This window comes from Rhizobium bangladeshense (assembly GCF_017357245.1).
Classification (GTDB): domain Bacteria; phylum Pseudomonadota; class Alphaproteobacteria; order Rhizobiales; family Rhizobiaceae; genus Rhizobium; species Rhizobium bangladeshense.
The window spans coordinates 899,883-912,838 of sequence record NZ_CP071612.1 but is presented as its reverse complement, the minus strand read 5'-3'; the positions used below and the strand labels follow the sequence as shown (position 1 = coordinate 912,838).

General features: G+C 61.6%; 9 protein-coding genes. 2 read left to right on the top strand and 7 right to left on the bottom strand.

All coding sequences use genetic code 11. The features are described 5' to 3' along the window. Positions 1–61: 61 nt before the first annotated feature. Positions 62–2,176, top strand: coding sequence for a glycine--tRNA ligase subunit beta (gene glyS, locus J2J98_RS04370; RefSeq protein WP_207602432.1), 2,115 nt, complete (start codon positions 62–64; stop codon positions 2,174–2,176). A gap of 138 nt (positions 2,177–2,314) precedes the next feature. Beyond that, positions 2,315–2,803 (top strand): 2-thiouracil desulfurase family protein, encoded by a 489-nt coding sequence (locus J2J98_RS04365; protein ID WP_064706301.1) that lies wholly within the window; start codon positions 2,315–2,317, stop codon positions 2,801–2,803. A 79-nt stretch (positions 2,804–2,882) separates the two neighbouring features. Here the strand turns inward: J2J98_RS04365 and J2J98_RS04360 are convergent, their stop codons facing one another. From J2J98_RS04360 to J2J98_RS04330, 7 genes are all read right to left on the bottom strand, one after another. Continuing rightward, entirely contained in the window at positions 2,883–4,706 is a 1,824-nt protein-coding gene (locus J2J98_RS04360; protein WP_207602431.1) for a methyl-accepting chemotaxis protein, read from the bottom strand. A 430-nt stretch (positions 4,707–5,136) separates the two neighbouring features. Continuing rightward, complete coding sequence (locus J2J98_RS04355) at positions 5,137–5,598, bottom strand: plant virulence effector HPE1-like domain-containing protein (protein WP_064706299.1); 462 nt, start codon at positions 5,596–5,598, stop codon at positions 5,137–5,139. A gap of 93 nt (positions 5,599–5,691) precedes the next feature. Then, positions 5,692–6,975 (bottom strand): phosphoribosylamine--glycine ligase, encoded by a 1,284-nt coding sequence (gene purD, locus J2J98_RS04350; RefSeq protein WP_207602430.1) that lies wholly within the window; start codon positions 6,973–6,975, stop codon positions 5,692–5,694. Positions 6,976–7,039: 64 nt separating this feature from the next. Beyond that, positions 7,040–8,974 carry a DUF2207 domain-containing protein gene (locus tag J2J98_RS04345; RefSeq protein ID WP_207602429.1) on the bottom strand — a complete coding sequence of 645 codons (1,935 nt, stop codon included), beginning with the start codon at positions 8,972–8,974 and terminating at the stop codon, positions 7,040–7,042. Positions 8,975–9,012: 38 nt separating this feature from the next. Continuing rightward, on the bottom strand, positions 9,013–10,275 hold the full coding sequence (gene aroA, locus J2J98_RS04340; RefSeq protein ID WP_207602428.1) for a 3-phosphoshikimate 1-carboxyvinyltransferase: 1,263 nt from the start codon (positions 10,273–10,275) through the stop codon (positions 9,013–9,015). A gap of 91 nt (positions 10,276–10,366) precedes the next feature. Continuing rightward, a complete protein-coding gene (locus tag J2J98_RS04335) occupies positions 10,367–10,918 on the bottom strand; it encodes a LemA family protein (protein ID WP_207602427.1) in 552 nt (183 codons plus the stop codon). Positions 10,919–11,030: 112 nt separating this feature from the next. Then, a complete protein-coding gene (locus J2J98_RS04330) occupies positions 11,031–12,776 on the bottom strand; it encodes a DUF2207 family protein (protein WP_207603077.1) in 1,746 nt (581 codons plus the stop codon). Positions 12,777–12,956: the final 180 nt, after the last annotated feature.

The window sequence follows — 12,956 nt, the reverse complement described above, 5'->3', positions numbered from 1 at the left end:
TTTGATAGCAGAAGCAACGTTTTTGGATCGCCCTGCCCGAGGGCGCAAGGAAAAGAGTGACATGCCAAACCTTCTTCTCGAACTTCGCTCCGAAGAGATTCCGGCCCGCATGCAGCGCAAGGCTGCGGGCGACCTGAAGAAGCTCGTCACCGATGCCCTTGTCGAAGCGGGTCTGTCCTATGAGGGTGCGCGAGAATACTGGACGCCGCGGCGGCTGGCGCTCGACATCCACGGCCTGACGGCACGCTCGGCCGATGTGCGCGAGGAGCGCAAGGGGCCGCGCACCGACGCCAACGAGAAGGCGATCGAGGGCTTTCTGCGCGGCGCCGGCCTTTCTTCGGTCTCCGAAGCCCAGGTGGTGAGCGATCCGAAGAAGGGCGATTTTTACGTCGCCGTCATTTCCAAGCCGGGCCGCGCTGCCGAAGATATTGTCGCCGAGGTGATGCCCGGCATTATCCGCGATTTCCCCTGGCCGAAGTCGATGCGCTGGGGCAAGGCCTCCTCCAAACCCGGCGCCTTGCGCTGGGTGCGGCCGCTGCAGTCGATCGTCTGCACTTTCGGCCCCGAACATGAAGAGACGGTCGTCATCCCCTTCGAGATCGACGGCGTTACCGCCTCCAACGTCACCTACGGCCATCGTTTCCATGCGCCCGAGGCGATCACGGTCCGCCGCTTCGACGATTACGCGGCGAGCCTGGAAAGGGCGAAGGTCATCCTCGACGCCGAGCGGCGCAAGGACATCATCCTCCACGACGCCCGCGACATCGCCTTCGCCAACGGGCTGGAGCTGGTGGAAGACGAAGGCCTGCTGGAGGAAGTCTCCGGCCTCGTCGAATGGCCGCAGGTGCTGATGGGCTCGTTCGAGGAGGATTACCTCTCCATCCCCTCGGAGATCATCCGCCTGACGATCAAGACCAATCAGAAATGCTTCGTCACCCGCAAGCAGGGCGACGAGACGTTGTCGAACAGGTTCATTCTCGTCTCCAATATCCAGGCGAGCGACGGCGGCAAGGAAATTACCCATGGCAACGGCAAGGTGGTGCGGGCCAGGCTTTCCGACGCGCTGCATTTCTGGAAGCGCGACCAGGGCGACATGCCCGATCTCGAAACACTGAAAGCATCTGCCGCAAAATTCAGCCTCGACCTGACGAAGCCGCTCGACCAGCGCATGGCCAAGCTCGACGCGCTCGACGTGACCTTCCATGCCAAGCTCGGCACGCAGGGCGCACGGGTCGCCCGCATCCGCTCGCTGGCGAGGGAGCTCGCCGCCATCACCGGCGCGGACGCTGCTCTCGTCGATCGTGCCGCCGTGCTCGCCAAGGCCGATCTGCGCACCGAAGCCGTCGGTGAATTTCCGGAGCTGCAGGGCCTGATGGGCCGCAAATATGCGGCGCTGCAGGGCGAGAACGCCTCCGTTGCCGCGGCGATCGAGGACCATTACAAGCCGCAGGGCCCGTCGGACCGCGTGCCGGACGACAAGGTGGCGATCACGCTGGCGCTTGCCGACAAGCTCGACACGCTGACGGGCTTCTGGGCGATCGACGAAAAGCCGACGGGTTCGAAGGATCCCTTCGCCCTGCGACGGGCAGCCCTCGGGGTCGTCCGCATCCTGCTGGAGCGACGGATCCGGCTGCCGCTGCTGGCGACGACCAAGGACGGCGATCTGCTCTCCTTCTTCCATGATCGTCTCAAGGTCTACCTGCGTGACCAGGGTGCCCGGCACGATCTGATCGACGCCGTGCTGACGCCTGAAGCCGACGACCTGTTGATGGTGGCGCGCCGCGTCGAAGCGCTGACGGCCTTCATCACTTCGGAGGACGGCAAGAACCTGCTTGCCGGCACCAAGCGCGCGACACAGCTGCTCGCCGCCGAGGAAAAGAAGGGCACCGTCATCGCCGACGGCGTTTCGCCGGCGCTCTTCAGGCTCGCTGCCGAGAAGGAGCTGTTCGCCGCCATATCGAGCGCCTCGGAGGATGCGGCGAATGCCGTTGCCGCGGAGGATTTCCGCTCGGCGATGGAAGCACTTTCCAAGCTGCGCGGCCCGGTCGACCGCTTCTTCGAAGACGTGCTCGTCAACGACGAGGACGCCGCGATCCGCGCCAACCGCCTCGCCCTGCTCAGGCTGATCCGCGAGGCGACGGGAACGGTGGCGGATTTCTCGAAGATTTCGGGGTGAGCGGTTTTTGGGCTGGGTGCTCTTCCCAGTGCTAACGCGAACGCTGTGCTTGCCGCATCTCTGATTGCGTGGTTTATTTTGGTCGGTCCACGATAATCACCCTAGCATCACCGTCCCCGTGGGATTACTCAAACAGCCATGCAGAGCAAGATCCTCGTCAGCGCCTGCCTCATGGGGCACGCCGTCCGTTATGACGGGCGGGCCAAGCCTTTGCTTCATCCGGCGATCGAGATATGGCGGGCCGAGGGGCGGCTGGTGACGATCTGTCCGGAGATGTCGGCGGGTATGGCGGTGCCGCGGCCGCCGGCGGAGATCGCGGATGGAGCGACCGGCGAACAGGTTCTGGCCGGCAAGGCGCGGGTCGTCGAGCTGACCGGCGGCGATGTAACGGCAGAGTTCCTGCAGGCAGCGGAGAACGCCGTGGCGCTCGCACGGCAAACCGGCTGCCGCCATGCGCTGCTGATCGACGGCAGTCCATCCTGCGGATCGGATTTCATCTATGACGGGACATTTTCCGGCCGCAGGCAGGCCGGCAATGGCGTGACCGCGGCGGCCCTGAAGGCGGCTGGCGTCGAGGTGTTTTCGGACAGGGAAATCGACCAATTGCTCGACCGTCTGGCACCATGAGCCTGAAACGGCACGGCCGCCGGAAAACCGACGGCCGCTAAGATTTTGGTGCTGAAAATCCTGATTGTCGCCGCGCCGCTCAGGCAGCGCGACGACCTTGATGCGTGACCGGTACAGCGCTTTCGCCGCTGACCCGGAAGCCGCGGATGAGGTTGATCAGTTCGTCGGTGTCGCTGGCGAGCGTCTCGGCCGATGCCGTGGTCTCTTCGGCCATGGCGGCGTTCTGCTGGGTGGCGGCGTCGAGCTGATTCACCGACGAGGAGATCGAGCGCAGCGTGGTGTCCTGTTCGGAAGCGCTGTGGGCGATCTTGGCGACGATCTCGTTGGCGGCCTTGATCTGGTCGGAGATGCGCTTCAGCGCCTCGCCTGCCTCGCCGACCAGACGGACGCCGTGATCGACCTGGCTGGAGGAGCGGGCGATCTGGTCCTTGATCTCCTTGGCCGCGGCGGCGGAACGTTGGGCGAGTTCACGCACTTCCTGGGCGACGACGGCAAAACCCTTGCCGGATTCGCCGGCACGGGCCGCCTCGACGCCGGCATTCAAAGCCAAGAGGTTGGTCTGGAAGGCGATCTCGTCGATAACGCCAATGATCTTGGTGATCTCCGAAGACGATTTCTCGATGCCGCTCATCGCCTCGATCGCCTGGCTGACGATCGCATCGCTATGGGTCGCCTCGGCGCTGACGGCATGCACGCGCTTGCTCGCCTCATGGGCGCCATCCGCGGTCTGGCGGACGGCGACGGTGAGCTGATCGAGGGCGGCAGATGTTTCTTCCAGACTTGCGGCCTGGCGCTCGGTGCGCTGCGACAATTCGTTGGAGGCGCGGCGAATTTCTTCCTTGCTCGTGCCGATGTCACTGCCCTTGACGCTGACCTTGGCCATGGCGGCTTCGAGATGCGACAGCGCATCGTTGAAGTTGTCGCGAAGGGCGGCGTATTTCTGGCCAAGATCGGCGCAGCGGACGGTAAGGTCGCCGCGGGCGATCAGCTCCAGCGCCTGGCCGATCGTCGTCACCACGCGGGCCTGGAGCGCGGCCTCGTCCTGCTGCTGGCGCAGGTTGTTTTCGCGCTCACTTTCCAGCGCCAGCTGCTGGGCCGCCTCGCGGTCGGACATTGCATGGCGTTCGCGGATCTTTTCCTGCAGCGACAGGGTCGCTTTTGCCATCATGCCGACCTCATTGTTCATGCCGGTATGCGGGATGGCGATGGAAACGTCCTCTTCTGACACCGCCTTCAGGGCGGCGTGGACATTGTTGAGAGGTCCCGATATGCCGCGGATGACGACGTAGGCGGCAGCCATGGCAAGGAAGAAGAGAACGATGCTGCCGGAAAGGGCGGTCAGGATCGTTTTGTTGACCTGCGCATCGAGATCGTCGGTGTAGACGCCGGTGACGACGACGACCTTCCAGGGTTCGAAAGCCTGGCCATAGGCCGTCTTGCGGTAATCGCCGACCGGCTGGCCCGGCTTGCTGGTGGAATAATAATCGACAAGGCCGCCGCCCTGCTGGCCGAGCTTGACCAGCTCTTCGCGATAGAGCTTGCCCTTGCTGTCCGGTTGGCCCTTCAGGTTCTGTCCGACCTTAGAGGCATCGTAGTGGAACATCATCTGGAGATCGTAACTATATCCGAAGAAATAGCCGTCCGGATCGTATTTCATGCCGTTGACGGTGGTATAGGCCTGCTTCTGGGCATCCTCCAGCGTCATTTCGCCCGCGGTGACCTTGGCCTGGTAAAGCTTGAGAACCGAGACCGCCGACTGAACCTCGGCGCGGAGCATGTCATACCGCTCCTTGTAAATCGCATCGACCGAGGATCGGATCTGCAAGGACGTGGCGATCGCGAAGGCCATCATCAGGCCAATGACCAGCAATATGAGCTGCTTCGATATCTTCAAATTTTTCATGATTCCTCGCAAAGGGGAATGAGGGAATACATTCCGGTGCGGTCTTCTACCGCCTGTGCGAGCGCATCCAGGAGGACGCGTCTACCGCTGCTGAAACAACATGCTGCGACCGGCGAACAAGAATTGAAGCTGACTCAATAAGAAAGCTTTAATTTTATTCAAAACAACGGGAATTTCCCTAAAAATCAGGGGGTGGCGCTCCGACACAACCCGCGCATTTTCACGCGACGGTCGAACATCACACGGTTTTCGACGTCCAGACGTTTCTCGGGGCTTCAAAGCCGAATGCACCCCCGCTTCTCTTCGAGGGTGCATTCGCTCCACCGTGGTGGAACCCCAAGCGATCGACACCTTGATCGGGCAGGGGCAGGGAACGTTCGGAGCGGCTCAGCTCGCCATGGAAGCGCAAAGCAGTCTTGCGGCTTGGATTTCAGAAACGCAGCTTGAATTCGGAAACATCGAGGGCCGCCGGCTGTTCAGCCATGCCGGCGGCAACCGGCCTGGCATCGCCGCCGATGACGGCTGCGGTCGTTGCGTTCATGTCTATGCCATGTTCGGGCGGGATCGAAGGCTCGGCGGCAGCCAAGGCTTCCGGCGTTGCCTTGGTGACGAAGACGACGGGCGAGCCGCCCATCCAGGCTTCGGTGCGATAGATCTTCTTTTCGCCGCCGACGCTACGGACTTCGCTTGCCTGGAGGACGCCCGGTTTCAGTTCCGGCACCGCATAGTCCTTGTGGCTCTGTTCGGCCTGCAGCGGCGGGCAAGCAGCGCAGCTTTCAGTGACGATGCTGCCCTCGGCACGCGCTGCCGTCTTGCCGATCACCTCAATCGAAGAGGCCACCGCCGAGCCTGCCATCAGCAGGATTGCCGCACCGAGGAAAATCTGACGCATCAACGCACCTCCGTCTCACTACGGGAGCGTTATAGCGAAGCTTTGTTTCCATCCCGTCAGGGGAAAGGGTAAAAATTTAGGGAACTCGGCGGTTTATACTTTGCCGGAGGCTTTTTCGCGCTCGACCGCACGCCAGCCGATGTCGCGCCGGCAGAAGCCGTTTTCCCACCGAACCCTGTCCAGCAGCGCGTAGGCGCGACCCTTCGCTTCGGCAACCGTGCGGCCTGATGCGGTAACGTTCAGCACCCGTCCACCGGTCGCGACCAGGGCGCCGTCCTTCACGCCCGTGCCGGCATGAAACACCTTCTCGCCCTCGCCTGCCTCCGGCAGGAATTCGATCGGTGTGTTCTTCTGATAGCCGCCGGGATAGCCCTTCGAAGCCATGACCACCGTGAGCGCCGGATCGTCGCTCCATTCGGCGCTCACCTGATCGAGCGTTCCATTGGCTGTGGCCAGCAGCAGCGGCAGCAGATCGCTTTTCAGCCGCATCGTCAGCACCTGGCATTCCGGATCGCCGAAACGGACATTGTATTCGATAAGCTCCGGCCCCTTCTCGGTGATCATCAGGCCGGCAAAAAAAACGCCGGAGAAGGGATGGCCGCTTTCAGCCATCCCGCGGATCGTCGGCTCGATGATCTCCTTCATCGTGCGCTCGACCATCTCGGCCGTCATGACCGGCGCCGGCGAATAGGCGCCCATGCCGCCGGTATTGACGCCGCTGTCTCCCTCGCCCACCCGCTTGTGATCCTGGGCGGTCGCCAGCGGCAGCGCATGTTTTCCATCGCAGAGACAGAAGAAGCTCGCTTCCTCGCCATCGAGATAGGCTTCAACGACGACTTCGGCGCCGGCCGCGCCGAAGGCGCCCTCGAAGCAGTCGTCAACCGCGGCAAACGCCTCGTCCAGGGTCATCGCAACGGTCACGCCCTTGCCGGCGGCCAGACCGTCAGCCTTGACGACGATCGGCGCGCCCTGAGCGCGAATATAGGCTTTGGCTTTCGGCGCATTGTTGAAGCGCTGATAGGCGCCAGTCGGAATACCATAACGGGCGCAGATATCCTTGGTGAAGCCCTTGGAGCCTTCGAGCTGGGCGGCGGCGGCAGAGGGGCCGAAGACCGCCAGGCCATCGGCGCGCAGCCGGTCCGCGAGACCGGCGACGAGCGGCGCCTCGGGGCCGACGACGACGAAATCGACCGCCTTCTCCCTGCAGAAGGCGGCCACCGCTTCATGATCCTCGATATTGACCGGCACGAGGACGGCGTGTTCGCCAATGCCGGGATTGCCGGGCGCGGCGTAGAATTCGCTCATCAACGGCGATTGCGCCAGCTTCCAGGCGAGCGCATGCTCGCGTCCGCCCGATCCGATCAACAGAACCTTCATGCGCCACCCTTTCCTGTTCCGTCAGGCGGTTAAGGGCCAAGGGGCGAAAGGTCAAGCGAGAAAGCTACCAGCCTCCACCTCCCCCGCCTCCGCCACCGCCGCCGGAGGAGCCGCCGCTGGAAAAACCGGAGGATGAACTCGACGGCGGCGGCGAGGGTATCGTCGAAGCGATGGTGGACGCCATCGACGAGGAGAACCCGCCGACGCGGTCGGAGAAGCTGCCGCTGTCGAAATCGCCGGAATACCAGGAGGGGTCGTAGGCCGCGGCCGCGCCGGCGGAAGCTGCCGCAAGCCAGGTCTCGAAGGTGCGAGACCAGGGCTTTTCGACGCCCAATGCCACGGCGTAGGGAAGCAGCGTCTCGAAATGCTGCGGCGACATTGCAGGCGCGCCCGCCATGTTCATGCGGTCCTTCTCGGCAAGCGTCAGATATTGCCGCAGGCCGTCGATGCCGTCCATCATCCTGGCGCCGAGCGGGGTCGGCGCGCCCATGATGAAGAAATAGAGGATGTTGAGCAGCACGATGCCGCCGATGGCAAAGAGCATCGGCGTCTCGTGCAGTTCGATCAGCGACGAGGCGAGCGTCAGGACAATGATGGAAAGAATGCTGATGCCGACAAAAACGCCGACCGCTGCGGCGATGACGGCCATGACCTTGGCGAACAGCGATCTGCCGTGGTGCAGCGACTTGACCAAACCGGCGATGAACACTGAAATGAAGACGGAGACGGCAATCGGGATCAGCATCAGCGCGATCGTGTCAGGCTCCAGCGAGCCGAAGACGAACAGCGCCACCAGGGCGGCGGCACTGAGCGCGACGCCGCCTATGGTATAGCCGATGTTGGAATTGTAATATTTGCCGCGATGTTCCTTCTCGATCGCCGAACGGAAGGACTGCCCAACCGATTTTACCCGCTCGCCATTGGCCTTGTCGATCGTCAGCATGCTGCCTTCGCCGCCGGCGAATTTCAGCAGCTCGGCCTCGCCGGCCTGAAACTTCTCCTTGCCGAGCGCTTTGCCGGTGCCGCGGATAACGATCGAATTCTTCAGGTCTTCGAGTTTGACGTAGCCGCGGACCGCCAGATTGAGCGCCGTGGCGGCAAGTGCGGTCCAGCCTTCCCCGGAGAAGCCCTTATTGTCGATGTAGTTGACCAGCGCTGGGGAAATGCCTTCAGGGGCATCCCATCGTGGCACGATGACGCCGCGCGCAGGATCGCGGCCGACTTTCAGCCAGGATCTCAGGTAATAGGCGAAGACCAATGCCAACCCGCCGAAGCCGATGAAATAGTTGCGGTTGTCCTTCAGCCACCAGTTGCTCTCCATGTCCGCGCTCGGCGGATCGATCGAGCCCTTCGGCATGCGGATCGCAAAGGACAAGCCTTCTTGGGGGCCAAGAGGCGCGGTGGTGGAAAAGACGAGGCCGGCGCCGGTTTCGCTGACACGGGCATCCTTCCCCTTGGCGCCCTGCGGGCCGGTAAAGAAGGTCGTCTCGGTGGCGGTAACGCCGGACGGCAGCGTCACCGTCGCCGTCGCCGAGCGGATCGGGAAGATCCAGCCATTGCCGGTGACGTTCCAGTAGAGCTCGTTATGGTAGTCGAAATAGCGGATCTGGCGGTTGGTCCTGTAGGTGAAGACGTAACGATGACGGCCCGGCGCCACCGTCACTTCGGCGGAGCCCGCATAGATGCGGATGCCGCCCGATATCGATTCCGTGTGCCAGGGCTCGTCCCTGCCATCACGCTTCACCGACACCATGTCGAAATCGACGCTGCGGCGACGGCCGCCGGCGTCAGTGAAATAGAGCGGGAAGTCCCGGAAGATGCCGTGATTGATCTGATCGCCCTCGGCATTCACGGTGATCGTTTCCGTCACCGTCATCGCACCGCTCTTTTCGAGCGCAATGTCGGAGAGGAAACTGTCGATCAGTTCCGTAGCAAAGGCCGCCTGGGCAGCCACCAACAAGAGCAGCGCCAAGCAAAAACCGAAAAACCGACGCCCCATCCCTGTCTCCCCGCCGGCAGCCGCGGCCGCGCCTGCCGTCAATCCTTGTCCCGGTATGTCACGCCGAGTGCCGCGAGCGTCCGCCAATAGGCGGGGAAGGTCTTGCCGACGCAATCGGGATCGAGAATGGTGATGCCCTCGATCTTGAGGCCGGCGAGCGCAAAGCTCATGGCGATGCGGTGATCGGCAAAAGTGTCGATCTCCGCCGGCAGCGTCTGACCGGCGAGATCAGGATCGGCATGGACGATCAGATCATCACCCTCCTCGACGGCCAGCCCTTCGCGGATGTTGTTAAGCCCCGTCGACAGGGCGCGGATGCGGTCGCACTCCTTGACGCGCAGATTGGCGATCCGGACGAAACGGACCGGCGTCTCGTTGAAGGCGGCAAGCACGGCAATCGTCGGAATGGCATCCTGCATCTGCGAGCCATCGATTTCAGCCGGCAGATTCGGGAACTTGGCGATCGTCTCGTAAGCCTTGGCATCCGGCTGAGTGAAGGCATCGTTCGGGACGCCGAGATCGATCCTGCCATCGCTCAGCACTTCGGCCGCCCAGAGATAGGTCGCGGCGGAGGCATCCGGCTCGATGACGAAATCGGCGGCGCGGTAGCCGGTCGGCTCGACGCGCCAGGTGACGGCGCTGGTCTTCTCGACCTTGGCGCCGAAGGCCTTCATCGCCGCCGTGGTGAGATCGATATAGCCCAGCGCGCCGATATCCTCGCCGACGAGTTCGATGTCAACCGGCCGGTCGCCGCCCGCCGCCATCATCAGCAGGGCCGAGACATATTGGCTGGAGAGGCCGCCATCGATCAGGATCCGGTCGGCCTCAAAGCGGCCGGTCCCCCTGACGGTGACCGGCGGGCAGCCGGTCTCGGCGCTCACATCGATGCCGAGCGTGCGCATCGCCTCGACCAGCGGGCCGATCGGGCGCTTGCGCATGTGTTCGTCGCCATCGACGATGACGGTGCCGTCGACCAGGGCAGCCGCCGCCGTCAGGAAGCGTGTCGCCGTGCCGGCATTACCGAGGAAGAGCGGCGCTTTCGGCGGCATGAGCCTGCCGCTGCCGGTGACGACGAAGGTGGTGTCGTCGGGTTCGTCGATCGCAACTCCCATGGCGCGCAGCGCATCGGCCATATAACGCGTATCGTCGCTCTTCAGCGCGCCGGTCAGCCGGCTCGTGCCCTTGGCAAGGCCCGCCAGCAAGAGCGCGCGGTTGGTGATCGACTTCGATCCCGGCGGCATGGCGCGGCCCGAAAGCGGCTTGCCCGGCGGGATGATCGTGAGTTTGGCTTTGCGTGTCATGCTATGTCTTCCGTCCATGAGCGAGGCTAAGGCGCGTCGCCACCTGCCCTTGCTCTTAATCGCTTTTTCGCAAAGGCAAAATGCCGGATCGTCAGAATTTGACGCTGGGGACGGCACGATCGGCCTCATTGGTGATTTCGAAATATTCCCGCTTGGCAAAACCGAACTGGCCGGCAACGAGATTGGAGGGGAAGCTTTCGACCTTGACGTTCAGATCGCGGGCCGCACCATTGTAATAACGCCGCGACATCTGCAGCTCGCCTTCCATGGCTTCCAGCGATTCCTGTAGCTCGGCAAAATTCTGGTTGGCCTTGAGATCCGGATAGGCCTCGGCGAGCGCGATGACGCGCCCGAGTGCCTGGCCGAGCAGCCCTTCCACCTGCGCCCTGCCGGCGACATCGCCGGATGGCACGGCCTGCGCCTTGTTACGGAGTGAAACCACCTCCTCGAGCGTCGACTTCTCATGGGCGGCATAACCCTTGACGGTCTCGATCAGGTTCGGGATCAGATCGGCGCGGCGCTTCAACTGCACATCGATGCCCGACCAGGCTTCCTCAGCCATCTGCCGGGAGCGAACCAGGCCGTTATAGATGAAGACGATGTAAAGCGCGATGACAACGATAAGAGCGAGTATTAGATACATGCGGATGGGCTCCCCGATTTGTTGATCGCACGTTAGTGATTCGGCAAGGGAAAGTCATCTTGGCGCGGTTGTCTTCAGCTGAATTGAAACAGACTTCGATATCGCCGCCCCTTTAAGAACTGCTCCGCCAATCCGGAGCATAGGTCTCCATCTTTTCGTTTTCTCGCCACTGATTGAAGCATTCGGTCCAGCGTTGCTCGACATCAAGCGCAACGGCGAATGGCAGATAGTGCTCGTAGGATTCGACCGACATTGCCGGACCATCTATCTCGCCGCGGAAATAACCATTCAAACTGAGGATGTTATTGCGGATCTGCTGCTGCTTCGACGTTGGAATGCGCAACATCGCCAAAACCGCAATAATGCCGGCAACGTGCAGCAAGATCGCCATCAGATATGGCACCTGTTCGCTGACCACCTCAGTCGTACCGATATAGACAAGTGCAACAATCACCATCGCCGGAAGACCCACCATCAAAGCAAGCGCCTGTTTGAACTGCTCGGCGGTGCCGGTCGCCACGGGAAACCGTTCAGGATGGCGGAACATGGTTACGACCAGAAAACCAATGAACAATAACCCTAAGATGGCGGCGGAATAGAGCAAAAGGCCCGTAATATAGGCGACGGCAACGCCAAGACCCAGAATCGTCGCCGAAGTCGCCAAACTCCATCGGTCTTTGCCTCTGGACTTCCGATATTCCTCAGCGACCGCTTTAAGCAATTCATCGCTCAACGTGCGGCGGGCAGCTACAACCCTACGCCGATCGCCGACAGGCCGCTCTCCTTCAATTTGGCCGAATACCAAGCGCGTCGCTGCTGGAAGAGCATACCATCTGGAACGACCCGGCTTGCCCTTCTTGCGCTCTTGCTTTGTGAATAAGTTCGAAGCCTCCGCATCTTCATCCAGGCTGGAAATGCGAAGCATTCGCCTTACTGCGAGCTGGCAGACGGACGCCATGAAGGCTGCTTTTGTCGCATCTGTCTTCCAATTCCGGAACACATAGGCTGCCAGAGCCGGGGATATGCTCTTCGACATTTTGATGTCGACGGCTATCGGAGCAGGCAATCGCCAACCCTGCCCCAATCTCGTGAGCACAAACAGACCGGCGACGAGAGGTCCCAAAATGGCGATGAATGGAAGAAAGTGATCGGAAAGCCACCACTCTACCCGCTTGCCGGTCGTTATGGTCACAAAGGTCCCTGCGGGATATTCGATCTCGATATCAGGCAGGACTCTATCCCCCTTGCCTGCTGGAACAGACACCAAGAGCTCATTCGGCGCGATGCGCATGACGTCATAGGCCGCCGCCCGATCCTGTTGCGAAGGGCGTAACGTTCCGCCCGGCGGCAGCTTCAGGGTCAGCGTTTTTTTGGCTCCCTGGCCATGCACGCGGCCCATATAGGCCGGCAGGAAGAGAATCTCGCGATCGCCTTCCTGGCGAACCAGGCGTCCGAGCCAGTAAGCGATCTGGATCTTTGTAGGAACCTTGGGCAGATCTGCAGAGCAACTTTTGCAGTGCTCCATTCCTATATAAATCGAATAGCCCGGCACATTGTTTTCCATGGAAAAATATTCATCGAGTCCGCCGCGCCGAGCTGCGGCCAGTTGGAAATCGCGCCAGTGAACACCACCTGAGGCATCCGTGAAACGTTGAGGGATATCAACGTAAACGCCGCCGTAATTTTCCGCCCTTTTGACCTCGATGTCGAAGAACTCCGACACAAAGGCAGTGCCGTCGGTGTAGACCTCAACCGTACTGTTTGCCGATTGGACGGTGAACTCTCGGTCGAAATTGCTGCACGAGGTCAGCGCGAGCAGCATGGCGCATAAGATCGGCCATGATAAAAGGCGCAACATACTAGAAACGGAATTTTCATATGAAATTTTAAAGTAAAAAATGTCGCTCTTCAAAAGAGATACCGAAGCCTACGTTGTCGCAACACCAGATGATAACTTAGCGATGGTTTGCGCAATACAAAAGAAGCCTGTCCCTGGAGGGCAGGACTTTTTTTGGATGTGCCTCGTCAGATTGACGCC